Source organism: Ferrovibrio sp. (assembly GCF_019636075.1).
In the GTDB taxonomy this organism is placed as follows: domain Bacteria; phylum Pseudomonadota; class Alphaproteobacteria; order Ferrovibrionales; family Ferrovibrionaceae; genus Ferrovibrio.
In genome coordinates, this window is sequence record NZ_JAHBYG010000003.1 from 108,172 (window position 1) to 133,343 (window position 25,172).

Annotated in this window: 19 protein-coding genes and 1 tRNA gene; 8 read left to right on the forward strand and 12 right to left on the reverse strand. The window is 63.1% G+C overall.

What is annotated here, in order from left to right; all coding sequences use genetic code 11:
• Position 1: 1 nt before the first annotated feature.
• The 6 genes from KF827_RS02645 to hemP form a co-directional block, all read right to left on the reverse strand.
• Entirely contained in the window at positions 2-1,075 is a 1,074-nt protein-coding gene (locus KF827_RS02645; protein ID WP_290999541.1) for an iron ABC transporter permease, read from the reverse strand.
• The gene (locus KF827_RS02650; protein ID WP_290999545.1) at positions 1,072-1,953 is read right to left on the reverse strand and encodes a hemin ABC transporter substrate-binding protein; all 882 of its coding nucleotides are present in this window, start codon (positions 1,951-1,953) and stop codon (positions 1,072-1,074) included. Before KF827_RS02650 ends, KF827_RS02645 begins: the two co-directional genes overlap by 4 nt.
• 8 nt (positions 1,954-1,961) lie before the next feature.
• Positions 1,962-3,011: a ChuX/HutX family heme-like substrate-binding protein gene (locus KF827_RS02655; RefSeq protein WP_290999552.1), complete on the reverse strand. Its 1,050-nt coding sequence runs from the start codon at positions 3,009-3,011 to the stop codon at positions 1,962-1,964.
• Positions 3,012-3,039: 28 nt separating this feature from the next.
• Entirely contained in the window at positions 3,040-3,894 is an 855-nt protein-coding gene (locus tag KF827_RS02660) for a TonB family protein (RefSeq protein ID WP_290999557.1), read from the reverse strand.
• Between the two features lie 129 nt (positions 3,895-4,023).
• Positions 4,024-6,084: a TonB-dependent hemoglobin/transferrin/lactoferrin family receptor gene (locus KF827_RS02665; RefSeq protein WP_290999560.1), complete on the reverse strand. Its 2,061-nt coding sequence runs from the start codon at positions 6,082-6,084 to the stop codon at positions 4,024-4,026.
• A gap of 108 nt (positions 6,085-6,192) precedes the next feature.
• A complete protein-coding gene (gene hemP / locus KF827_RS19525) occupies positions 6,193-6,318 on the reverse strand; it encodes a hemin uptake protein HemP (protein ID WP_367273111.1) in 126 nt (41 codons plus the stop codon).
• Between the two features lie 359 nt (positions 6,319-6,677).
• Between hemP and KF827_RS02675 the strand changes: the two genes are divergently transcribed.
• Positions 6,678-7,595, forward strand: coding sequence for a DMT family transporter (locus KF827_RS02675; protein WP_290999566.1), 918 nt, complete (start codon positions 6,678-6,680; stop codon positions 7,593-7,595).
• 26 nt (positions 7,596-7,621) lie between these two features.
• Here the strand turns inward: KF827_RS02675 and KF827_RS02680 are convergent.
• Together KF827_RS02680 and KF827_RS02685 are read right to left on the reverse strand one after the other, a co-directional pair.
• Positions 7,622-7,698, reverse strand: a tRNA-Pro gene (locus KF827_RS02680).
• A 139-nt stretch (positions 7,699-7,837) separates the two neighbouring features.
• Positions 7,838-8,809 carry a polyprenyl synthetase family protein gene (locus KF827_RS02685; protein ID WP_290999668.1) on the reverse strand — a complete coding sequence of 324 codons (972 nt, stop codon included), beginning with the start codon at positions 8,807-8,809 and terminating at the stop codon, positions 7,838-7,840.
• Positions 8,810-9,027: 218 nt separating this feature from the next.
• Here KF827_RS02685 and KF827_RS02690 point away from each other — a divergent pair, with 218 nt between their 5' ends.
• The 5 genes from KF827_RS02690 to ppdK all read left to right on the forward strand — a co-directional run bounded on the left by KF827_RS02690 (position 9,028) and on the right by ppdK (position 16,177).
• Positions 9,028-9,789 (forward strand): methyltransferase, encoded by a 762-nt coding sequence (locus tag KF827_RS02690; RefSeq protein WP_290999569.1) that lies wholly within the window; start codon positions 9,028-9,030, stop codon positions 9,787-9,789.
• Positions 9,790-9,841: 52 nt separating this feature from the next.
• Entirely contained in the window at positions 9,842-10,117 is a 276-nt protein-coding gene (locus KF827_RS02695) for a hypothetical protein (protein WP_290999572.1), read from the forward strand.
• 253 nt (positions 10,118-10,370) lie between these two features.
• Complete coding sequence (locus KF827_RS02700) at positions 10,371-11,282, forward strand: glycine--tRNA ligase subunit alpha (protein ID WP_290999574.1); 912 nt, start codon at positions 10,371-10,373, stop codon at positions 11,280-11,282.
• Positions 11,283-11,284: 2 nt separating this feature from the next.
• The gene (gene glyS / locus KF827_RS02705; RefSeq protein WP_290999673.1) at positions 11,285-13,351 is read left to right on the forward strand and encodes a glycine--tRNA ligase subunit beta; all 2,067 of its coding nucleotides are present in this window, start codon (positions 11,285-11,287) and stop codon (positions 13,349-13,351) included.
• 6 nt (positions 13,352-13,357) lie between these two features.
• Positions 13,358-16,177: a pyruvate, phosphate dikinase gene (gene ppdK, locus KF827_RS02710; RefSeq protein ID WP_290999577.1), complete on the forward strand. Its 2,820-nt coding sequence runs from the start codon at positions 13,358-13,360 to the stop codon at positions 16,175-16,177.
• Positions 16,178-16,208: 31 nt separating this feature from the next.
• On the opposite strand, the gene KF827_RS02715 is transcribed toward ppdK, so the two are convergent.
• Together KF827_RS02715 and KF827_RS02720 are read right to left on the reverse strand one after the other, a co-directional pair.
• Entirely contained in the window at positions 16,209-18,176 is a 1,968-nt protein-coding gene (locus KF827_RS02715; RefSeq protein WP_290999580.1) for a cellulose synthase catalytic subunit, read from the reverse strand.
• On the reverse strand, positions 18,176-19,459 hold the full coding sequence (locus KF827_RS02720; RefSeq protein WP_290999583.1) for an HlyD family efflux transporter periplasmic adaptor subunit: 1,284 nt from the start codon (positions 19,457-19,459) through the stop codon (positions 18,176-18,178). Before KF827_RS02720 ends, KF827_RS02715 begins: the two co-directional genes overlap by 1 nt.
• A gap of 302 nt (positions 19,460-19,761) precedes the next feature.
• Here KF827_RS02720 and KF827_RS02725 point away from each other — a divergent pair, with 302 nt between their 5' ends.
• Complete coding sequence (locus KF827_RS02725; protein WP_290999587.1) at positions 19,762-20,982, forward strand: pentapeptide repeat-containing protein; 1,221 nt, start codon at positions 19,762-19,764, stop codon at positions 20,980-20,982.
• 6 nt (positions 20,983-20,988) lie between these two features.
• On the opposite strand, the gene polA is transcribed toward KF827_RS02725, so the two are convergent.
• Both polA and KF827_RS02735 read right to left on the reverse strand, forming a co-directional pair.
• Complete coding sequence (polA, locus tag KF827_RS02730) at positions 20,989-23,802, reverse strand: DNA polymerase I (protein WP_290999590.1); 2,814 nt, start codon at positions 23,800-23,802, stop codon at positions 20,989-20,991.
• 3 nt (positions 23,803-23,805) lie between these two features.
• Entirely contained in the window at positions 23,806-24,015 is a 210-nt protein-coding gene (locus tag KF827_RS02735; protein ID WP_290999597.1) for a zinc-finger domain-containing protein, read from the reverse strand.
• A 90-nt stretch (positions 24,016-24,105) separates the two neighbouring features.
• Between KF827_RS02735 and KF827_RS02740 the strand changes: the two genes are divergently transcribed.
• A complete protein-coding gene (locus tag KF827_RS02740) occupies positions 24,106-25,053 on the forward strand; it encodes an ABC transporter ATP-binding protein (RefSeq protein WP_290999600.1) in 948 nt (315 codons plus the stop codon).
• Positions 25,054-25,172 lie beyond the last annotated feature (119 nt).

The window sequence follows — 25,172 nt, forward strand, 5'->3', positions numbered from 1 at the left end:
ATCAAAGCCCGATTTCGCGCCGCAGCCGCAGCAGCAAGGCCAGGAAAAACGGCGCACCGATCAGGCTGGTGATCAGGCCGACCGGCAATTCGGCAGGCGCCGCAATGCTGCGCGCCACCGTATCGGCGGCCAGCATCAGCACGGCACCCACAAGGCCAGAGAGTGGCAGCAGCTTGCGATGCACCGGGCCGAAGATCAGCCGCACCAGATGCGGCACCACCAGGCCGACAAAGCCGATGATGCCGGAAAACGCCACCGCGCCGCCCACTGCCAGGGCCACTGCCAGGCAGGCCATGCGCTTCACGCGCTCTACCGCGATGCCGAGATGGGCGGCTTCGCGTTCGCCGAGATTGAGAGCATCCAGCGCGCGTGCCAGCCAGGGCGACAGCAGCAGCGGCAGCAGTGCAAAAGGCAGCAACAGCGCAATCTTGGGCCAGGAAGCCCCGGCCACGCTGCCCAGCAGCCAGAAGGTGATGTCGCGCAATTGCCGATCGTCGCTCAGGTAACTCATCATGCCGATGCCGGCCATTGCGATGGCATTCAGCGCAATGCCGGCCAGCAGCAGCAGCAGGATTGCCGTGCGGCCCTGCACCAGCGCCAGGCGCTGCACCAGCAGTGTGATCGCAAGTCCACCGCCGAACGCCGCCACCGGCAGCATGTAATTCTGCCAGGCCATGGGATAGAGCGTGCCGGCGGTGAGGATGGCAATCGCCGCGCTCAAGCCGGCGCCGCCGGTCACGCCCACCAGGCCGGGATCGGCCATTGGGTTGCGGAACAGGCCCTGCATCAGCGCACCGGCCACGCCCAGCGCGGCGCCGATCAATCCGGCCATCAACGCGCGCGGCAAGCGTAATTGCCACACGATTGCATCGATGCGGGCGGTTTCGGCCTGGCCGATTAGCGCTTGGATGATATCCCAAGGCGAAAGCCGCACCGGGCCGATGCCGAGTGCCATGATCAATGCCAGCGGCAGCAGCGCGATCAACAGCATGACACCGGCGCGTTGCGACAGCGCGCGACGCAGCCATGCGGCGTGGATTGCCGGCGGCGAGGCTTGCAAGGATGTCTCGCTCATACCGGTATGGCAGCGCCGTGCAGGGCGCGCGCTAGTTCACGGCCGGCGGCTGCGATGCGCGGGCCCATGCCCAGCAGATAGAGCATGTCGAGCGCTGCCACTTTGCCCTCGCGCGCGGCGTTCAATGCCCGCAATTGCGGCAATTCGGCCAAGCCTTTCGTGCCGCCCAGCGTTTCCAGCCCTTGGCTGGAAAGCAGCAGCATATCGGGGTTGGCGGCCAACGCGGCTTCCGCCGAAACCGGTTTGTAGCCGCCATATTCCTCAATGGCATTGCGGCCACCGGCCAGCCGGATCATCGTGTCGGCTGCCGTTGTGTGGCCGGCAGCCAGCAGGCGCCCATCGGTGACACTGAGCAGGAACAGCACACGCGGCTTGCGCTTGATATTGGCCACAGCGGCTTCCAGCCGGGCCAGATCGGCGCTCAAGCCATCGGCCAACCTGTCGGCCTGAGCCGAGCAATCCAGCGCACGGCCGATGATGCGGAATTTTTCCGGCACTTCAGCGGCCACCATGGATTCCGGCACCAGCACCACGGGCAGCTTCACCGCGCGCAGCTTGTCCATCGTGCTGGCAGGGCCGGCCTGTTCGCTGGCCAGCAGCAAAGATGGATTGAGCGAGAGAATGCCTTCGGCGCTGAGCGAACGGAAATAGCCGACCTGCGGCAGTTTGCCGGCCGCAGCAGGATACATGCTGGTGGTGTCTACGCCCACCAGGCGCTTTTCCTCGCCCAGGGCATAGACGATCTCGGTGATCGCGCCACCGGCCACCACGATGCGATCGGCCGATGCTGCGGCCTGAACGCCGCGGGGCAACAGACTGCAAGCCAAGCTGGCGGCGGAAGCCGCCAGCAGGCCGCGGCGATGCAGAAGCATGCTCATCGGCCAACTCAGGCTGCGGCTTTGGGCACCAGGGCTTCCGCCAGTGCGCGCCAGGTTTCCAACTCCGGCACACCCGGCTTGCGTTTGCCGAAGAAGGAGACGATCAGTTCGCCGGTCTTGTCGAACAATTCCACCGACGTGATGGTGCCATCCACGCTGGGTTTGCGTACCAGCCAGGCCGAGGCCACCGCATCCTCGCGCAGATGCAGATTGAAATTCGGATCCATCACATTGAACCATGGGCCGGCGGTCAGCAGCTTTTTCACCGGGCCGGTATGGATCTGGATCATGCCGTGATTGCCCACGAACACCATGATCGGCACGTCGCTTTCGGCCGCAGCGGTCAGCAGCCGGCGCGCGGCATCGTTGGGCAGGCGTTCGGCAAAGGCATTGCCGGCCAGCCGGAAGGCCTGCTCGCGCGCCACCTTGAACTTGCGCAGCATGCCGAAGAAATCATGGGTATCCTGCAATGCCGACCAATCGCGGCGCAGGCCGCCTATGTCGATCTCGCTATCGGGGCGCGGGGCATCCGCCGGCTTGGCCGGCTTGGCTTCGAAAGCCGGGCTCTGGTCGGCATTGCGGAAGCGGTCGATCAAAGCCAGGAAAGCCGCTTTGTCGGTGGCTTCGGTGGCATAGATCTTATGCACGGCTTCGCCCTGGGCATCGAAGAATTGCAGCGACAGGCGCTGGCCGGCTTTGGTTTCCTCGCTGACCGCAAAACCATGGCTCCAGGGGCCGAAGAAGATGCGCAGGTCGATATCCTCGCCCACGATCAGGCCGACATGGCCGGTGACCGAGAGTTCGCCATACACGCCATGGCGCTCATGCACCACGGCATCGTTGCGGGTCAGTGCCATGGTTTCGCCGCAGCCGCCGATGGCGGCGATGATATCCGGCCAGGGGCCGGTGAGGCGTTCCACGCCGCCTTCGGCAACCGGCTTGCCGAGCCGCGTGGCGATCAGCGCGGCTTCCGATGCATCAAGCCGCCTGCCGGCATCGCGGATGCGGAGATTGGGTTCTGCTTGCCGCAGTTCGGCCCAGCGTTGTGCGAGAGTCATTTGGATTTCTCCATGCTTGGTTGGGGCTTCAACGAATTTCAAAACGCACCGGTATTTCCACCCATGCCAGCACCGGCCGGTCGCCGATGCGGGCTGCCTCGAAAGCCCAGCCGCGCACGGCGGCAATCGCCGCGCGATCCAGGGCCTCATGGCCCGATGAACGCCACAGCCGCACTTCGCGGGAGGCGCCGTCGATATCGATCAGGGCCCGCACCACGGAAACGCCCTGCTGTTCCAGGCTGAGCGAACGCGGCGGATATTGCGGCGGCTTGGGCGGCCTGCGGAAGCGGGCTTCGCGCAGCACCGGCGGTTCCTTGCTATCTGCATCGCCGTTTTCCTGCGTCGCGATCTCTTGCGGCGCGGCGGGCAGGGCCGCCTGCTTGTGCGTATTTTGCGGTGCAGGTTCCGGATTGGGGTTGATCTGATTGTTTGACGCCGCGTTGGCGATTTCTGGCGCGGGTTTAGGCGGCTCTGGCTGCTGTGTGGCTTGCGGCGTCGGTTTTGCCACCGGTTTTGCCGGCTGTGGCGGTAGCGGCTTGGTCTTTGGTCGCGGCGCGATGGCTAGCTCCGGCTCGGCTTCCGGGGCCTTGGTTTCCACTGGTTTGATGTCGGCTGGTTTGGTTTCTGCTGGTTTGGTTTCTGGCAGTTTGGCGGGTTGTTCGATCTGCCGGGGTGTCGGCGGCGCGGCCTGAATGGCAGGCTGCGGTGCCTGGGCGATATCCGCCGCGTTCACAAGCGTGATGGTTTGCGCCGGCATCGGCTGTGGCATCGGCTGTTGCAGCAGCGGCAGCGCAACGATACCTGCGGCCAGGCCGCCATGCAGCAGTAGCGAAAAGGCCAGGGAGGAATAGGGCGAGGAAGGGTGGTTGGTGGCTGGTTTCATCGTTGGGGCGATGGTTGGGTGGGAAGGCAGCGCGCCCGGAGGCGCCAAGGCGCTTCCGGGCGGCACCGAGGACGGCCGCTCGGGTGGGAAAAGTCGCGGCGCGATCCCCATGCTGGGAGTCATTTCCGTTTAGAAGCCTTTCGTGTAGCTGACGGCCACGCGGTAATCGCGGCCTTCTTCGTAGAGAGCCTGCAGATGGCGGCGGTAGCTCTTGTCGAAGATGTTTTCCACGCCGGCATCCACGCGGAAGCCTTCAAATCCCTGGAATTGCGGGATCCAGGTGGCAAACACGCCGTGCACCACATAACCCGAAGTGGGCACCACCGCGGCTTCCACGCCGGCCGAAAGATTGGTGTTGGATACGCGGTTCTGTTCGGCGGCAATCTCGGTGCGCCAGCCGAAGCGCAGGCCGTAATCGGGCAGCTTGCCGCCCAATGTCACCACGGCGCGGTCGGCGGGGATCGAATCGATCGGCCGGCTGGTCTGTTCGTTCTCGCCGCGGATGCGCGAATATCCCAGGCTGCCGAAGGCGTATTGCATGTCGTAGCGCGATTCGATTTCCACGCCCTGGATGGTTGCTTCGGTGAGGTTGCGGTTGGTGGTGGTGGTATTGCCGACGATGAATTCGATGAAATCCTCGGCCTTGGTGTGGAAGTAGGTGCTGTTGAAGCTCAACCGGTCCTTCTCGGTCAGCACATTCTTGAAATCCAGCTTGAAGCCGGTCTCGGCGGTGCGGGTCTTTTCCGGCTTCAGTGCGGTGTTGGTGACGAAATTGTTGCCGAAGAAATGCTGACCGGTGACGAAAATTTCGGTCAGGTTGGGCGCACGGAAAGCGTCGCCATAGGAGGCATAAAGCGACAGCCATTGCATCGGCCGCCAATTCGCCGCCAGCTTGGGTGAAAGCTTGCTTTCCTCAACAGTGCTGCCGTTGTCGGAATGGTTCTGGTAATCGTCGAAACGCAGGGTCGGGGTCAGCGTGAGGCCGCGCAGCAATTCGATTTCGTCCTGCACGTAAACGCCCACCACGCGACCGCTGGCTGAGGGGAATGTGGAGCGCGGCGCGTTGTTGCGGATGCCGGTCTGGTCGTCCTTGAAATACTCGGTGCCGAAGGTCACGGTGTTGGCCAGGCTGCCGGTATTGAAACGCATGGTGTTGTAGGCGTCGTAGCCCCAGGTGGTGAGCAGCGAATCGTCCAGTCGGGCGGTCAGCGGCGGTTGCCGGGCTTCGTTCACTTCAAGCTGGTTGCGATAGACCGAAAGGGTCGGCGCCAGCAGCGGCATGTCGGGATTGTTGTAGACGTATTTCGCCGAAGCCGTGGTCATTTCAGTCTGGCGGTAGACCAGCGGATTCGATGTGGCATTGGGCGCCGCATCGGGATTGGTGGGTATGATGCCGTCTTCCTTGAAGCGGATCAGGCTGAAGGTCATGGTCTGGTTTTCGGTGGGGCGCAGATTGGTTTTCAGCAGGATGTCGCTGGCATCCTCCGCCGAATTGTCCAACTCGATGCCGCCGCCCTGGCGCAGTGTGCCGCTATCGCGCTTCGATACATTGGCTAGCAGGTCGATGCGCTCATCGGGCCGGCCGAATATGCCGGCGCTGTAATAGTTTTCACGCTGTACGCCGGAATAGCCGTATTTGCCGCGGAAGCCGACCTTCTCGCCGGGATTGAGCAGATCGGAGGCATTCTTGGTTTCCATCGACACCACGCCGCCGATGGCGCCCGAGCCATGCAGGGCTGAATTGCTGCCGCGCACAACTTCCACCTGGCGCAGCAATTCCGGATCAAGGAAGAAGCGGCCCTTATGGCCGGCGGTGAAATTCTGCCGTGCGCCATCCAGCGTGGTCACCACGCGCTGACCGCCGAAACCGCGGATATTGATATCCTGGCCCACCCGGCGCGGGCCGCCCTGGATATCCACGCTCGGCAGATCGCGCAGCAGATCGTCCAGCTTGGAGGGCGCGCGCTCCTCGATATCCTCGTTGGTGATCACCGAAACATTGGCCGGCACTTCGTTGAGCGTGTGCGGCGTCTTGGTGGCGGTTACGGTTACCGCGTCCAGCGCGGTGGCGTTCTGTTGCTGCGCCCATGCCGGCAGGGCTGCCAAAGACAATGCCATCAGCGAGGCAGACAGCAGATACGGGGAAAACGACAGATGGGACGAAAACGGGCGTGAATAGACAGCCGACACGGCATACCTCCGAACAGCCATCTCGCGGATGGCCAGACAAGTAGCTGGCTGGCTACCTGGGATCGCCGTGCGACCCTGGGGGGCTTGCCGGTTGCAAGAACCGCTGAGTTATTTGGTGAGGATCAGTTTGCCGTTTGAGGTGAGGCGCAAACGGTAATCGGCGCCTTCATGCTCGATAATCACTTCACGGCCGGTCTCAAACAATTGGCGGCTGTTCAATCTGGGAGGCACCACTTTTGCGGTGGCTTCCCCGGGGGATAATTCATCCTCCGAACCTGCGCCTAATTGCTTGATTCCTCTAGCTGATTGCATCCTTACCATAATACCCCAGCCGGCCCCTTGGCGGGGCCTGATGCCGGGCAACATATACCTGGCTCCATGCTCATGCAAGTAAGAATAACTCTCATTAACGATAGAAGGCGGCACCTGTTGCCGGCGCGCCACGCTATCGCTGCGGAATGCGGCCTGGGTGAGGGGCGAAGAGAAAAATCGGGCCGCACGGCACGCATGCCAGTTTCGGCCATGCTATAAGCCGGGCCCTTGTTAAAAACGCCTGGCAAATGCCGCCCGGCATTGCCTTTGGAATCCATGCGATGTCTGTCTCCCCGCAAAACCAATCGCCCCTGAACCAGACCGCTCTGGGTATCGGCCTGATGGTGCTGGCTGCGGCGGTGTTCGGCATGATGGATGCTCTGGTGAAATGGCTGACTGCCGGCTACAGCACCGTGCAGATCATGTTTTTCCGCAGCGTGTTTGCCTTTCCGCCGATTCTGATGCTGCTCTGGCGCAATCACGGTATGGCCGGATTGCGCACGCAGAATTTCATCGGTCACGGATTGCGTTCGATCTATGGCTGCCTGGCAATGCTGTGTTTTTTCAGCGCCTATGCGACGATGCCGCTGGCGGATGTGACCGCGATTGCCTTCGCCGCGCCGGTCTTTATCGCTTGTTTGTCGGTCTGGCTGCTGGGTGAGCGGGTGGGCCTGCATCGCTGGTCGGCCATCGTGGTGGGATTTTTGGGCATGCTGGTGATCTTGCGGCCGGCCGCGCTGCTCAGCGGCCATGCCTCGCCGGGCTTGTTGCTGGCTGCCGCCGGTACGCTGCTTTATTCGCTGGCGATGATCCAGATCCGCAAGCTCACGCGGCATGAGGCCAGCCCGACGATCGCCTTCTATTTCACGGCTTTCTGCACGCTCTATACCGGCCTGGCGCTGCCCTGGTTCTGGACCACGCCAGACCTGGCCGATCTTGGCCTGCTGATCGCCGTTGGCCTGCTGGGCGGCATGGCGCAATTACTGATGACCCGCGCTTTCTCGCTGGCGGCGGTCTCCGTCGTGGCGCCGTTCGATTATACCCACCTGTTATGGTCGGTGTTGCTGGGCTGGTATCTGTTCGGCGATTTCCCCGACCTACAGACCTGGATCGGCTCGGCCATCGTGGTGGCCAGCGGATTATACATCCTGTATCGCGAAACCGTGCGCCGGCGGGAACCGGTGCAGGGGCAAGACTGAATTTTCCAGGAAAATTTCAACCGCGATGGTCGGAGTGAGAAGATTCGAACTTCCGGCCCCTAGCTCCCGAAGCTAGTGCTCTACCAGGCTGAGCTACACTCCGTCAGCGGTTGCGGGCGCCCTTATAGCGCCAAGGGGGGCGGGGTTCAAGCGGCCCGGCCTGATCCTTGTTAAGAGATTGGTGCTTATCAAAAGATTGGGTGCCAGCCCCTCAAACCGCCCACCTTCAAACTACCGGCCCCTTAAACCGCCCGGGCAATGGCGAAATCCACCGCCTCGGCCAGGGCATCGCGGGTCGGACCGGGGGTGAAGCGGCCCAAAGCATCCTTGGCGGCCTGGCCATAGCGCCGGGCGCGATCCAGGGTAGCGGCCAGGCTGCCATGGCGCCGCATCAGGCGCAGGGCCTCGGCGAAATCGGCCTCCTGTTGCTGGTCGGGGGTCTCGATCACCCGTTTCCAGAAGGCGCGTTCGGTCTCGTCGCCGCGCTCATGGGCTAGCAACACCGGCAGGGTCACTTTGCCTTCGCGGAAATCGTCGCCGGTATTCTTGCCCAGCGAGGCGCCGTCGGCGGCGTAATCCAGGGCGTCATCCACCAGCTGAAAGGCGATGCCGAGATCGCGGCCATAGGCATCCAGCGCTTCCGCATCGGCCTGGTCGCGACCGGCAATCACCGCGCCCACCCGGCAGGCGGCGGCAAACAACGCGGCGGTTTTGGATTCGATCACTTTCAGATACGAGGCTTCGCCGCTGGCCAGATCGTTGGCCGTCATCAACTGCAGCACTTCGCCCTCGGCGATCACGGCAGACGCGCCGGCCAGGATGCGCAGCACTTCCAGCGAGCCGGATTGCACCATCAACTGAAAGGCGCGGCTGAACAGGAAATCGCCCACCAGCACGCTGGCCTGGTTGCCCCACACCACATTGGCGGTTTCGGCGCCGCGCCGGCGTTCGCTTTCATCCACTACGTCGTCATGCAGCAAAGTCGCGGTGTGGATGAATTCCACGCAGGCAGCCAGCAGGATATGCTTGTCTCCGCCATAGCCGCAAAGCTTGGCCGCGCCAAGCGTGAGCATCGGCCGGATGCGTTTGCCGCCGCTGGCGATCAGGTGGCTGGCCAGTTCGGGGATCAGCCGCACATCGCTTTCCATGCGGCGCATGATCTCTTCATTCACCGCGCCCATGTCGGCGGCGACAAGCAGGCGCAGCGGCTCTATGCTGGGGCCCTGGACCGGTGTTGGTCCAGGCCCGGAAAGGGGCGCTTGCGAAGACAAAGAGGTGGCCGGTTGCGACACGATTGCTTTCTGGTCCGGTATGGGCCGCCAATTGCGGCAGCCGCTATTAAAGAGGTGACCGGAGCATAGTTGCGCAGGCTCGTGGGTCAAGCTTTGGTGCCAGTAACAACGCGATAGCCAAGATCACGATTGATGATTTCATGAGCGAAACCACCACAGACAAGCTGCTGGACGGCCGCGTGCTGCTGACCCAGCCGCGCCAGGGCCAGCGCGCTTCGGCGGATGCGGTGATGCTGGCCGCCGCCGTAGCGGCCAAACGCGGCCAGAATGTGCTCGATCTGGGCTGCGGCACAGGGGTTGCCATGCTCTGTCTGGCGGCCCGGTTGCCCGGTTTGCAGGCCGATGGTCTGGAGATACAGCCAAAGCTTGTGGAATTGGCCCGGCACAATCTGCAAGCCAATGCCATGGCCGGGCATTTGCGGGTATTCGAGGGCGATCTGCGTCAGCGCATTGCCGGGTTGCAGCCCAACGCTTACGACCACGTGCTGGCCAATCCGCCCTATTTCGATCCCGCCCGCCATCGCCCGGCCAAGGATGCCGGCCGTGCCCTGGCGCGCCAGGGGGTGGATGGCGAGGGCGCGGCCGGTGCCGATGAGGCGGCCTGGGTCTCCGCCATGCTGCGCTATGCCAGACCCAGCGGTCGGCTTTGGCTGATTCAGCGGGTGGAGCAATTGCCCGCCACCCTGGCCGCATTTGGCCAGCGGGCTGGCGGCATCATAATCCTGCCTCTGCAATCCAAGCCCGGGCAGCCACCCAAACGGCTGATAATTCAGGCAGTAAAAGGCGGTAAATCGCCATTAAAACTGTTGCCGCCGCTGTTGCTGCACGAGGCCGATGGCAGCTATCGCCCGGCCATCGAGGCGGTGTTGCGCGAGGGCGCGGCCTTGCCGGAGCAGGCCTGACTTCCCATACTATATGCGTCATGATGGACAGGTCTGGAACGGATCGGCCCCGATGTTTAAATTTCTGCTGTTGATTGCCGTGATTGCCGGTGCCTATTACGGCTACCGCTATCTGAATCGCCGCGAGGCCGAGAAAGCGGCGGAAAAACTGCGCCGCGAGAGCCAGCAAGCCTCAGGCCAGGACATGGCGAGCCGCGCTCCGGTTGCGCAAAAGCCGGCCCAGCCGGCCTCGGAGGACATGGTGGCCTGCCCGGCCTGCGGCACTTACCGCCCGGCTTCCGCACCAGCCTGCGACACGCCTGGTTGCTCGGCCAACAAGGCGGCCTGACAACCAGCCTGTGAAGCCGTCCGGAACATATAGCGGGACAGGCTTTTTTCCGCTTGGCAAGTGCTGATTGGGCGCCGCTTCCGGTGGCTTGACCGGGGGCTGCCGCAGCTTTAAGGTCCGCGCGATTTTCCGCCACCCATCGTTCGATTCCGCTGCGTTCCTGAAACCGGGAGGCGGGGCCGACGAAAGCCTAGAGAATGGCAGGCCGTTACGGCCCAACCCGCATAAGGCCATACGTTAAGGACGATCAAGAATGGCGCCCGCCGGCCAGCCCGCCTCGAACTCCTTTCAGGATTTGATTCTTGCTTTGCAAGGTTTCTGGGCGCGTCAGGGCTGCACGATCCTGCAGCCTTACGACATGGAAGTCGGTGCGGGCACGTTTCACCCAGCCACCACGTTGCGTGCGCTCGGCCCCGAGCCGTGGAATGCCGCTTATGTGCAGCCCTCGCGCCGCCCGAAGGATGGCCGCTATGGCGAAAATCCCAACCGCCTGCAGCATTACTACCAGTTCCAGGTGATCCTGAAACCGAGCCCGGCCAATGTGCTGGATCTGTATCTCGACTCGCTGGCGGTGCTCGGCATCGATCACAAACGCCACGATATCCGCTTCGTGGAAGACGATTGGGAAAGCCCCACTTTGGGCGCCTGGGGTCTGGGCTGGGAAGTCTGGTGCGACGGCATGGAGGTGACGCAGTTCACCTATTTCCAGCAGGTCGGCGGCTATGATTGCGATCCGGTCGCGGCCGAAATCACCTACGGGCTCGAGCGTCTGGCGATGTATATCCAGGGCAAGGACCGGGTGTACGACCTGGATTACAATGGCCGTGGCGTCAGCTATGGCGATGTGTTCCTGCAGGCGGAGCGCGAATTCTCCGCTTATAACTTCGAACATTCGGATTCCGAGCAGTTGTTCCGCCGCTTCAACGATGTGGAGCGCGAATGCAACAGCCTGATTGCCGCCGGCCTGGCCCTGCCGGCCTATGATCAATGCCTGAAGGCCAGCCATACCTTCAATCTGCTGGATGCGCGCGGCGTGATCAGCGTGACCGAACGCGCCGCCTATATCGGTCGGGTGCGCGCGCTGGCCAAGGCTTGCTGCACGCAATGGCTCCGCTCGCGCGGTCATCTGCCGCAGGAAGCGCAATCCCCGGGCGGAGCGGCGTGATGATCGGCGAATTGCTGTTGGAATTGCATTCCGAGGAAATTCCCGCCCGCATGCAGCAGCGTGCGGCGGAAGACCTGCGCCGGCTGGTTTGCGAGGCCTTGGCCAAGGCCGGGCTCAATCCTGGCGAGACCGAAAGTTATGTCACCCCGCGCCGCCTGGCTTTGGCGGTGAAGGGTTTGCCGCGCGCTCAGGCCGATCTGCGCGAAGAAAAGAAGGGCCCGCGCGTGGGCTCGCCCGATGCGGCCGTGCAAGGCTTTCTGCGCGGTGCGGGGCTGCAAAGCCTGGAGCAATGCGAGAAGCGCGATACCGGTAAGGGCGAATTCTGGTTCGCGGTGATCGACCGGCCGGGCCGCCCCACCGTGGATGTGCTGCAGACCTTGCTGCCCGAGGCGTTGGCGCAGCTGCCCTGGCCGAAATCCATGCGCTGGGCGGACCATCCGCTGCGCTGGGTGCGGCCGCTGCATTCCATCCTCTGCCTGTTCGAAGGCCAGCCGGTGCCGTTCACATTCGGCCATCTCACGGCCGGCGACAGCACCGCTGGCCATCGCTTCATGGCGCCGAAGCGTTTTGCTGTGCGCGATACCAGCGACTGGCTGCGCTCGCTGCGTGGCGCCTATGTGGAACCGGATTTCGCCACCCGCCGCGCCACTATCCTGAAGGATGCGGCTTTTGCCGCTGAAAACGAGGGGCTGACGCTGGTGGACGATCCTGGCCTGGCCGATGAAGTGGCCGGCCTGGTGGAACAGCCTGTGGTGCTGTTGGGTTCGATCCCCACCGAATTCATGGCGGTGCCGCGCGAAGTGCTCACCACCGCGATGCGCACGCATCAGAAGTATTTCGCCCTGAACGATGCCGAAGGCCGGCTGGCTTCGCGCTTCGTGATCGTGGCCAACACGCTCACCAACGATGGCGGCAAGCAGGTGGTGGCGGGCAACGAGCGCGTGCTGGCCGCGCGGCTTTCCGATGCCAAATTCTTCTGGGATCAGGATCGCCGCCAGCGCCTGGATAGCCGCCTTCCGCTGCTGAAGGATATCGTGTTCCATGCCAAGCTGGGCACCCTGGCGGAAAAGGTTTCGCGGGTGGAGCGCTTGGCTTTCGAGCTGGCGCAACAGATCGGCGCCGATACCAAGCAGACTCGTCGTGCCGCTGCCCTGGCCAAGGCCGATCTCGTTACCGGCATGGTGGGCGAATTTCCTGAATTGCAGGGCATCATGGGGCGCTATTACGCCCTGGAAGATGGCGAACCGCAGGCCGTGGCCGAGGCGATTGCTCAGCATTACGCGCCGCAGGGCCCCAATGACGGATGCCCCACCGATGCGGTGGCGATCTGCGTGGCGCTGGCAGACAAGATCGACACGCTGGCTGGCTTTTTCGCCATCGATGAAAAGCCCACCGGCTCGAAGGATCCCTTCGCGTTGCGCCGCGCCGCTCTGGGCGTGATCCGCATTCTGCTGGAAAACAACATCGCGCTGCCGCTGCGTCCGCTATTCACCTCGGCCCTTTCGATGCAGAGCGCGGTATCCGAAGCCGGCCGCGATGTGGCGGAAGAATTGCTGCGTTTCTTCGTGGATCGCTTGAAGGTGCATCTGCGCGAGAAGGGTGTGCGCCACGATGTGATCACCGCCGTGTTCGCCAAGAGCGCCGACGACGATTTGCTGCGCGTGGTTACCAAGGCCGAGGCATTGAGTGGTTTCCTGGCCGGCCAGGATGGCGCCAACCTGCTGACCGCCTATCGCCGCGCCAACAACATCGTGCGTGCCGAGATGAAGAAAACGCCCGATCTGCCTCTGGGCGAGATTGCCAACAGTTTTCTGGCTGAACTGGAAGAGAAGGCGCTGGCCGCCTGCCTTACCGAGATAGGCCATGCCCGCAGCGGCGCCGACGATGCGGCGGGCTTTGCCAAGTATCTTGCCGCGCTGGCGTTGATGCGCCAGCCGGTGGATGCGTTTTTCGAGCGCGTCACCGTCAATAGCGACGATGCCGCGCTGCGTCGTAACCGTTTGAGCCTGCTTGCCGCCGTTGCGGGAAGCATGGATCGCATTGCCGATTTTTCGCAGATTGAAGGGTGAATGATCATGGCCAAGCCGAAGTCTCGCCAAATCACCAAGAAGAAGGTTGCCGCCAAGAAGGCCCCGGCCAAGAAGGTCGCTGCCAAGAAGGTCGCTGTCAAAAAGGGTGCTGCCAAGAAGGCGCCGGCGAAGAAGCAGATCGCGGTCCGCAAGGACAAGCTGGTTTATTCCTTCGGTGCTGGCCGCGCCGAGGGCCGCGCCGAGATGCGCGAATTGCTGGGCGGCAAGGGTGCCAATCTGGCGGAGATGAGCAATCTCGGCTTGCCGGTGCCGCCGGGCTTTACCATCACCACCGAAGTTTGCACGGCCTATTACGACAATGGCCGCAAATACCCCGCCTCGCTGAAGGGTCAGGTGGAAACCGCGCTGGCGCAGATTGAAAAGTTGGTGGGCGCCAAGTTCGGCGACAGCACCATGCCGTTGCTGGTTTCCGTGCGCTCGGGCGCCCGCGCCTCGATGCCGGGCATGATGGATACCGTGCTGAATCTCGGCCTGAACGACACCACCGTGCAGGCGCTATCGCGCCAGAGCGGCAACGAGCGTTTCGCCTGGGACAGCTATCGCCGTTTCATCCAGATGTATTCCGATGTGGTGCTCGGCGTCGGGCATGAGCATTTCGAGGAAATCCTCGAGATGCACAAGGAAGACAAGGGGCTCACGCTCGATACCGAGTTGACCGCCGAGGATTGGAAGCACCTGGTGGGCGCTTACAAGGCCAAGGTTAAGGAAGAGCTGGGCAAGCCCTTCCCGCAGGATGTGCGCGACCAGCTTTGGGGCGCTATCGGTGCTGTGTTCTCAAGCTGGATGAACCAGCGCGCCATCACCTATCGCGCCCTGAACCACATCCCCGCCAGCTGGGGCACGGCGGTGAATGTGCAGGCCATGGTGTTCGGCAATATGGGCGATACGTCCTGCACCGGCGTTGCCTTCACCCGCGACCCCTCCACTGGCGCCAATGCCTATTACGGCGAATACCTGATCAACGCCCAGGGCGAAGACGTGGTGGCCGGCATCCGTACCCCGCAGTATCTCACCAAGGCCGCGCGCAAGGCGGCTGGGGCCGAGGCGCTGTCGATGGAAGAATCCATGCCCGCCACCTACAAGCAGCTGGTGGATGTGTTCAAGAAGCTGGAAAAGCATTACCGCGACATGCAGGACATCGAATTCACCGTCCAGCAGGGCAAACTGTGGATGCTGCAAACCCGTTCGGGCAAGCGCACCGCCAAGGCCGCCATCAAGATCGCCGTGGATATGGTGAAGGAAAAGCTGATCGGTCAGGCCGAGGCGGTAAGCCGCATCGATCCGGCCTCGCTGGACCAGTTGCTGCATCCCACGCCGGATCCGAAGGCGCCGCGCACCGTGATTGCCAAGGGCCTGGCGGCTTCGCCGGGTGCTGCCTGCGGCAAGGCGGTGTTTACCGCCGATGAAGCCGAGGTCATGGCCGGCAAGGGCGAAGCCGTGATCCTGGTGCGTATCGAAACCTCGCCGGAAGACATTCACGGCATGCATGCCGCCAAGGGCATTCTCACCGCACGCGGCGGCACCACCAGCCACGCCGCCGTGGTGGCGCGCGGCATGGGCCGGCCCTGCGTGTCGGGCGCCGGCTCGCTGCGCATCGATTATGCCGCGCAGAAGATGACCGTCGGCAGCACCGTGGTGAGCAAGGGCGACGTGATCACCATCGATGGCTCCAGCGGCGAAGTGATCCTGGGCGAAGTGCCCACCATCGAGCCGGCGCTGTCGGGCGATTTCGCCACGCTGATGAGCTGGGCCGACAAGCTGCGCCGCCTGAAGGTGCGCACCAATGCGGAAACCCCGCTGGATGCCGCCGCCGCCGTGAAATTCGGCTGCGAGGGCATCGGCCTGTGCCGCACAGAGCATATGTTCTTCGATGCCGACCGTATCACCGCAGTGCGCGAGATGATCCTGTCTGCCGATATCGAAGGCCGCAAGAAGGCCCTGGCCAAACTGCTGCCGGTGCAGCGCGGCGATTTCGTGCAGCTGTTCAAGATCATGGCCGGCCGCCCGGTCACCATCCGCCTGCTCGATCCGCCGCTGCATGAATTCCTGCCGCATACCGATGCCGATTTTGCCGCCGTGGCCAAGGCCACCGGGCTTTCGGCCGAGGCGCTGAAGGAACGCAAGAAGGCGCTCACCGAAACCAACCCGATGTTGGGCCATCGCGGCTGCCGCCTCGGCATCTCCTTCCCCGAGATTTACGAGATGCAGGCGCGTGCCATCTTCGAGGCGGCAGTCGAAGCCTCCAAGGGCGGTAAGGCGGTGGAGCCAGAGGTGATGATCCCGCTGGTTGCCACCAAGGCCGAGATCGACATCCTCAAGCGCCGCGTGGATGCCGTGGCTGCTGCCGTGGCCAAGGAAACCGGCAAGAAGCTGAAATACCTGGTCGGCACCATGATCGAATTGCCGCGCGCGGCGCTGCGTGCGGCCGAGATCGCCGAACATGCCGAGTTTTTCTCCTTCGGCACCAACGACCTGACCCAGACCACGCTAGGTATCAGCCGCGACGATTCCTCGCTGTTCATGGAGGATTATCTCAAGGCCGGCATCTTCGACCGCGATCCTTTCGTGAGCATTGATCAGAGCGGCGTGGGCGAATTGGTGCGGACTGCGGTGGAACGCGGTCGCAAGACGCGCGGCAATATCAAGCTGGGCATCTGCGGCGAGCATGGCGGCGACCCGTCTTCGGTGCGCTTCTTCCACAAGGCCGGCCTGGATTATGTATCCTGTTCGCCTTATCGCGTGCCGATCGCCCGCCTGGCCGCCGCCCAAGCTGCCGTTTCGGAAGAGAAGGCCAGCGAAGCCTGATCGCGCCGGATCGAAGCGCCGGCTTTCGGGATCAATCGATCCCGAAAGCGTTGCGTAGCACGCCGCGCAGCGCCGTGACGATATTCGCCCGGCGCGCCACGCTGTCATAGGGGCCGGTGTAAAGCTTGGTCACGATGCTGGCATGCTGCTCCGGCGCATCGAAGCGCAGATGCACATGCCGCCCGCCGGCATCGGTTACCTGCGCCTGGATCGGCGGGCAGCCGCTGGTTTCCAGGATCACGGCCCGATCACGCAATTGCATTGCTTGCTCGGGCGCCATGTTCAGCCGCGCGCCGGATACCGACATATCCGCCATATGCGTGGTGATGGATTGCCCATCCCAGCTCAGGCGTACATCCTCATTGATCAGGAAGCGCTCTTCGCGGCGCATACGCGGCCGCTCGATGGCCAGCAGCAGAAGCAGTGCCAGGATCAGCAGGTTCCAGCAACTCCAGAATACATAAAGCGTCGGATCGCCGCCATCGGGCAGATAGCCGTCCACCAGATGGGTGTGGAAGCCCACCACCGCCACGGCGGTGAACACAAACAACGTGGCCGCCTCGGTGAAAACCGGCCAGTTCACTTCCACGCTGGTGCTGAGCAATCCCTTGCCGGTGACGCGGAAGGGCTGCACCTTGCGAAACAGCAATGCCGACCAAACTGCGGGCGCCACCCGCGAGGCGCAGATGAATTCCGTCAGATCCGTCAGGATCGGCACGATCCGGCCCGAGGATACCCATACGAACAAGGCCGTGGAGGCGAAGAAGGCCGGAATGAAATGATAGCTGTAGGCCGCCAGTTCGGCATGCAGGATGGCGATCCCGCCATACCAGTAAAGCAACGGTGCGATCAGCGAGAACAGGCAGAATGTGGGCAGGCTCAGCCAGTAATTGGCGGTCTCCAGAAACAACAGACGCTGCACCGGTTTCAGGTTGTTGCGGCCGAACGGGCCGACCTGCACGAACAGAGACTGGATCGCACCAATGCCCCAGCGGCTGCGCTGCTTGATATATTCGTTGATGGTTTCCGGCGCCAATCCGGTGGAAAGCTTTTCGTTCAGATAGCGCGAGATATAGCCGGCATCGATCAGCTTGAAGCTGAGCAGGATATCCTCGGTGATGGTTTCGGTGGGATAGCCGCCCACGGCCTCGATGGCTGCGCGGCGGGCAATGAATGATGTGCCGCAGCAATAAGAAACATCCCAGCCATCTTTCGCCGGTTGCAATGTGTCGAAGAAAAAGCGCTGCTCATCCACCCAGCTTTCCGACAGCATGAAATTATGCTGCAGCATGTTCGGGTTGAAGAAGAATTGCGGCGTCTGTACCAGCGCCACGCGCTGATCGGTGAAAAAGCCCACGGTGCGGCGTAGGAAATTGCGCTTGGGCACGAAATCGGCATCCAGCACCATGATGAAGGGCGCGCCGGTTTCTTGCTTGGAAATGTTCAGCGCGTGGTTCAGGTTGCCGGCCTTGGCACCCTTGTTGTCGGGTCGGCTCAGATAGCGCACGCCGATTTCGGCGCATTTTTCGCGCAGCCAATCGCGCCGGGTATCGTCCAGCACCCAGACCTTGAAGTGCGGATAATCCAGCGCCTTGGCGCCTAGTATGCTGCGTTCCAGCACTTCCCAGGATTCGTTATAGGTGGGTATGAACACATCAACCGCCGGCATGTCGGCGCGTGTATGGCTTTCGGCTTCATTGCGTTCGGCCTGTGGGCGGTTGTCGCGGTGGCGCCAGAAGGTGAGCAGGCACATGAAGGTGCTGAAGGCCAGCATCAGTTCCAGCCCCAGGAAGATCAGGCCGAAAGTCATGTCCAGCGGTTTGTCGATGCTGGGAATGGTCTGGGTGATGCGCCACCAGAAATACCGGATTGAAAGCAACAGCACGAGCAGGATCATGCCGCGCCGCACCAGCATGTTGGTGGGAGATATGGTGGGTAACAGCAGCAGGGCGCCGGCCAGCAATGCGGCGCCGGGCAGCCAGTAAAGCATGTCTGGCATTATTGTTTGAACCGGGCCATGACGGAATCGATGCCGGCTTGCAACATGGCAAGCCCGCGCCCGATGCCGGTGCTGATGCCTGCACCGATGCCTGGCCCGGCGCTGCTGAGATAGCCGGTCTGGCCCACGGGGCAGGCCTGGCTGTTGCTGCCTTCCGGCGGTGCGGCCAGCGCGTAGATCAGTCGCAGCTGGTTGGCTTGCAGCATGCCGGAAATGGCGATATCGCCGCGATCGGAATCCTGTTCGCCGCGGATCGCGGCCAGATATGCCTGGCGGGTATATTGCTGCCTGTTGTCGGTGAAGCTGATATTCACCGGAGTGCCGATGGCCGGGGTTTCCTCGCCGCGCCTCTCCACGATCACCTCGAAGAACAGTCGCCGGCAGTCCACGATCTGCAGCAGCGGTGTGCTGGTGCCGATGGTGGCGTCTTCGCTTTCCAGTTGGCGCCACAGAATGCCTGCCATCGGCGCCTGCATCACCGCACCGTCCACCTGCATGCGGCGGCGGCGTTCGCTATCCACCTGGCGCTGCACCTGTGCGATCTCGGCTTCCGCATCGGCGCGACGGGTCGCCAATGTCAGGCGCTGCAATTCCACATCGTCGCGGCGCTGCTGCGAATAGGGGGCGTTGTTGTAGGAATCGTTGAGATAGATGCCCTGCTGCGCGGCTTCGCGCTCCTTGCGCAGGCGTTCCAGGGCCTTCTGTTCGGCAACCAGATCGGCGCGGCTCATGGCGGCATTTGCCTGGCGTTGATCCAGTTCGGCGGTGCTGGCGAAGGAAGAGGCGGCCAGCGGCTGGATTCGCTTCAATTGCGCTTCGGCCAGGGCAATCGCGGCTTCCGAGCGCCGCACGCGTGCCACAGCCTGCGCAACCTGGGCATCCAGGCTGGCGATCACCGCAGTCTGGAAGCCACGATTTTCGGTTTCCAGCCGGGAGAGGATCGGCGCCAAAGCCTGCTGTTGGGCATCGATGCCGGCCAGGCGTTCGTTCAACGCCTTCAATTGCGCTTCCAGGTCGGCCAGCCGCACATCGCGGTCTGGCGGCGAGGTAAGGGTTGCCAGCGATTGGCCTGCCGTTACGCGTTCGCCCACCCGCGCCTGCCCGAAACTGACGCGGCCATCGATCGGTGCGCGCAAGGTGATGAGATCGGCATTGATGCGGCCGCTTTGTGCGCCGCCGGTGATGGTACCGGGCAGCAAGGTGTAGGCAAACACCGCAAGCAGGAAGACGCCCAGTGCGATGCGCAGCGGGCGGCCGATGGACGAGAAGGAGACTTTAGGCATGCTGAACCTGGGATGATGCGATGCTGGTCAAACCCAGTTAACCAGGGCTTGAACGTGAAGACTGTTAAAAACGCCGTGAGTAGTAAACCTGGGCGCAGCTTTGGTTTCCTGAACTTGCGCCGTCAACCGGTAGAGCATCGTAATAGGGTTTCAGAATGGTTCAGCCACATGGTTAATGCGAGAGAATACAGCATTTTTTCTGCTATTTTCTTTCTGCGCGGCATGAAAACAACGGCTTGCCACTAAGGGTAGAGAGTTTCCCGGCTCTTTATCGCGCGTCATACGCAGTGTAGCTTCAGTTCATGCCCGAGGCCCGCCTGCCATCACGCGATATCCTCATGGTGCTGTCGCGCCATGCCGCCTTTGCCGCAAACCGGCCTGGTGGTGCGCGTCTGCAGCAGCCGGGTGGCAAATTCTCACGGCTGATTCTCAATGGCCTGATGCTCGATGATGCCACTTTGCCTGGCGCGGATTTCAGCAACTCGGTGATGGTGGCAGCCAGTTTGCGGCGTGCCGATCTGTTTTGCGCCAAGCTGCGCCAGACCGATCTGAGTGAGGCGATTCTGGATCGTGCCGATCTGCGCGGCGCCGATTTCGCCGAGGCGATTCTGCGCAAGGCGTCGTTTCAGCAGGCCGACCTGCGCGCCGGCCGCATCGTGATGGCCGAAGGGGCGGACCGGGTGCAGAATACCAGCCTGGTGGGTGCCAAGGTGGATGGCGCGAAATTCCGTTCAGCGCAGATGGAACAGGCCAATCTTTCGGTCGCCTCGGCGGTTGGCGCGGATTTTTCCGATTCCGATCTAAACGGAGCCAGCTTTGCCGGAGCCGATCTCAGCGAGGCGGATTTTACCGGCGCCAAGATGAAAGGCGCCAATCTTACCGGCGCGCGGCTGGACCGGGCCAATCTCAACGGCGCCGATCTGCGCGGGGCGAATCTGCGCAATGTGGATTTGCGCAGTGTGGATATTGCCGGCGCCGCGCTTTCGGGTGCGATCTACCGCAAGGGCGATGCATTGCCATCCGAGATAGAGATCGTGCTGGCCGCGCATAGCCATTGGATTGCCACCATGGGTGCCAATGGCCAGCGCGCGGTGCTTACCGGCAAGGATTTGAACGGAGTGAATTTCGCCGGTTGCGATCTGCGTGGCGCCGATCTGCAGCAATGCAAACTCCATGGCGCGAATTTCACCGATGCGCAATTGATGCTGGCCAATTTCGCGGAAGCCGATTTGCGCCATGCCAATCTATCCAAGGCAGGGCTTTCCGGGGCCAATTTCAGCCGCGCCCAGCTCAACGACACGCGGTGGCGCGGGGCCAGGCTGGCCAGCGCGCCGATCATTGATCCTACCGGGCGCGCCCCTATGCGTATGTTGCCGGTGCAGGTGGCCGGAGCCTCTTTGGGCGGGGCGGATTTCTCCGGCGCTTATATATCGGATGTGGATTTCGGCACGGCTGATTGGCATGGCATCAAGCTGCGCGGCGCTGAACTGGTGCGCTGCACGGGATTGCCGCGCACGATCTAGAAAGCCTTAATGTGCGTCATCCCAATTGGCGCCCTGACCGGCTTCCACATCCAGCGGCACGCTCAGCTTGGCCGCCGATTGCATCACCTGTTTGGCAAGCGCCATGGTGGCTTCGGCCTGATCCGCCGGGGCCTCGAAAACCAGTTCGTCATGCACCTGCAACAGCATGCGCGCTTTCAACCCGTCGGCGGCAAGCGCGGCGGGCAGGCGCCCCATGGCGCGTTTGATCACATCGGCGGCGGTGCCCTGGATCGGCGCGTTGATGGCGGCACGTTCCAGGAAAGCGCGTTCGGCCGGGTTGCGGCTGTTGATATTCGGCAGATGCACGCGGCGGCCGAAGGCGGTTTCCACATAGCCCTGCTCATGCGCCTGCTTCTTGGTGCGATCCATATAGGCGCGGATGCCGGGATAGCGTTTGAAATAGGCATCGATATAGGCGGCGGCCTCGCGCTGCGGGATGCCGAGCTGCGCTGCTAAACCAAACGCGCTCATACCATAGATGATGCCGAAATTGATTGCCTTGGCCGAGCGGCGCACCATCGGATCCATGCCCTCCAGCGGTACGTCGAAAACCTGGCTGGCGGTCAGCGCATGGATATCGACGCCATCCAGGAAAGCCTGTTTAAGTGCCGGTATATCGGCGATATCGGCCAGGATGCGCAATTCGATCTGCGAATAATCGGCGCTGATCAGCACATGGCCGGGTTCGGCCACGAAGGCGCGGCGGATCTTGCGGCCTTCCTCGGTGCGGATCGGAATATTCTGCAAATTCGGATCGGTGGAAGCGAAGCGCCCGGTGGATGTCGCGGCCAGCGAAAAGCTGGTATGCACCCGGCCATCCGTGCCGATCTGCTCCTGCAGGGCGTCGGTATAGGTGCTTTTCAGTTTTTGCAGCTGGCGCCAATCCAGCACCACGCGCGGCAGATCGTGGCCCTGGGCTGCCAGGTCTTCCAGGATATCGGCGCCGGTGCCATAGGCGCCGGTCTTGCCTTTCTTGCCACCGGGCAGCTTCATCTTGTCGAACAGGATTTCGCCAAGCTGTTTGGGCGAACCGAGATTGAAGCTTTCCTCGGCCAGATCATGCGCCTTGCGTTCAAGGTCGGCCATACGGCCGGCGAAATCGGCGCTCAGCCGGTTGAGTTCTGCCTTGTCCACCTTGATGCCGGCCAGTTCCATCTCGGCCACCACGGCGGGCAACGGGCGCTCGATCTCCTCATAAAGCCGCGTACGCTTCTCGGCCAGCAGGCGCGGTTTCAGCAGACGATGCAGGCGCAAGGTGATATCGGCATCCTCGGCGGCATAGTTCAGCGCCTTGTCCAGCGGCACGCGATCGAAGGTGATACGTGCCTTGCCGGTGCCGGTCACATCATCATACTTGATCGTGCTGTGGCCGAGATGGCGCTCGGCCAGTTCGTCCATGCCATGGCCATGCTTGCCGGCATCGAGTGCATAAGACAACAGCATGGTGTCGTCATACGGCGTCACATGCAGGCCATGCCGGGCCAGCACCACCATGTCGTATTTGATATTCTGCCCAACCTTCAGCACGGATGCGTCGATCAGCAGCGGCTTCAGCGCGGCGACCACATCCGCCAGCGGAATCTGCTTCGGCCTGCCGCCGCCGCCGAGATCGAGGCCGTCGCCATTGGGTGCGCCATGGCCCACCGGGATATAACAGGCCCGGCCCGGCCCGGTGGACAGGCTGATCCCCACCAGATCGGCGCGCGTGGGCGAAAGATCGGTGGTTTCGGTATCCACCGCGAGGATGCCGGCGGCCTCGGCCTCGGCGACCCAGCGGCGTAAGGCTTCGATATCCTGCACCAGTTCATAGGCCGCTTCGGGTGCGGCCTCGGGCGTAGCCGCCTCGGCTTGCAGGCGGGGCGTATCGGGGTCGATCAATTGCGCCTTGCTGCTCGGCGCCAGCCCCTTGAAGCGAGCTTCCAGCCGGCCGCGCAAGGTGCGGAATTCCATTTCTTCCAGGAAGGCATCCAGGGTGGGCCATTCCACCGCCTTGATGGCGAGGTCTTCCAGGCTGGGGCCGACGGTCACGTCGTCTTTCAGCTTCACCAATTCGCGGCTGACGCGGGCCTTGTCGGCGTTGGTTAGCAGGGTTTCGCGGCGCTTGGGCTGTTTGATCTCGCCGGCGCGGGCCAGCAGGCTGTCCAGGTCGCCATAGGCGTTGATCAGTTCGGCAGCGGTTTTCACGCCGATGCCGGGTACGCCGGGCACATTGTCGGTGCTGTCGCCGGCCAGCGCCTGCACATCCACCACCTTGTCGGGCGAGACGCCGAATTTTTCCATCACCTCGGTCGGGCCGATGGGGCGGTTCTTCATCGGATCGAACAGCGACACGCCCTCGCGCACCAACTGCATCAGATCCTTGTCCGACGACACCACCACCACTTCCATGCCGCGCAGGCGGGCCATGCGGGCATAGGTGGCGATCAGGTCGTCGGCCTCGAACCCCTCCATCTCGATGGCGGGTAAAGCAAAAGCCCGCGTTGCCTGCTTGATCGGCGCGAATTGCGGGGTCAGGTCTTCCGGCGTTTCGTCGCGGTTGGCCTTGTAGGCGGGATAGATCTCGTTGCGGAAGGTGACGCGTCCGGCATCGAAGATCACCGCCATATGGCTCAGGCGGCCATCGGCCTCGGCGCGCTCGCGCAGGCTGGCCAGCATGTTGCAGAAACCGGAAACCGCGCCAACGGGCATGCCGTCGCTCTTGCGGGTGAGCGGCGGCAGGGCGTGATAGGCGCGGAAGATATAGCCCGAGCCGTCGATCAGGTAGAGGCGATGCGGCGCGGCGTCTGCTTGGCCGGCCACAAGCTAGTGCCCGTGATGGCCGGCGGCCGCCTCGTCCAGCACATAATGCCGGCCGCAATAGGGGCAGTCGATGGAATGTTTCTCGCCCATATTGAGGTAGACCCGCGGATGCCCAAGCGCGCCGCCATCGCCATCGCAGGCAACAACGGCAGACTTCACCACCACGGTTTCAATCGCATCAGTGGGCGCCTGGCTGACGGCGGCTGCAGACATGGTTTCAACCCTCGGATTTGACGCGCGAAGACCGGAATGATACCTACCCGATCCCTGGCCGCAATGCCAGCATTTGCCCTATGGTTCGATATGTCTGAAACCCCTGCCATTCTCCTGCAAGGCCTGGAAAAGACCTATGGCGAGGGCCCGCGCGCCAAGCGGGCCTTGAAGGGCATCAACCTTGAGGTGCCGCGGGGCTGTTTTTTCGGTCTTTTGGGGCCCAACGGGGCGGGCAAATCCACCCTCATCAACATCCTGGCCGGGCTTACCCGCAAAAGCGCCGGGTCTGCCGCGATCTGGGGTTTCGATATCGAACGCCAGACCCGCCAGGCCCGGGCCGCCATCGGCGTGGTGCCGCAGGAGCTGAATCTCGATCCGTTTTTCACCCCGCGCCAGGCGATGGATTTTCAGGCCGGGCTTTACGGCGTGCCGGCAGCGGAGCGACGCACCGACGAAATCCTGGCCGCGATGGGCCTCACCGACAAGGCCAATGCCTATGCCCGCACGCTCTCGGGCGGCATGCGGCGTCGGCTGCTGGTGGCCAAGGCGCTGGTGCATGCGCCGCCGGTGCTGGTGCTGGACGAGCCAACGGCAGGCGTGGATATCGAATTGCGCCAGCAGCTCTGGGCCTATGTGAAGGGCCTCAATGCGGCCGGCACCACTGTGGTGCTCACCACCCATTACCTCGAGGAAGCCGAGGCGCTTTGCGACCGCATCGCCATCATCAACCATGGCGAAGTGGCGGCCTGCGACAGCACGCCGGCTCTGCTGGCCCGGCTGGATCGCAAGGATGTGATCCTCACACTGGCCCGTCCGCTCGGCGCCGTGCCGGCAGCGTTGATCGATGGCGCCGGCGAGGGGCTGGGAGCGGAATTGCTGGGGCCGCAGCGCCTGCGCCTGCATTACCGGCCCAGCCAGATGCCATTTGCCCAGGTGCTGGCCCGCATCCAGGCGGCGGGGCTGGAAATTTCCGATCTCACCACCCAGGAAGCCGATCTGGAAGATCTGTTCCTCGATCTCACCCGCAAGGTGGCCTGAGGCCCGGCGCGGGGGCGCGGGCGGGGGGGGCGCGGGCGGCTTCCGGATCGGCCCCGGTCTTGCAACCGGGGAGGGGGTCGAGTAAGGTCCGCCCCGTTCATCGGCCCGTTTATTGGCCT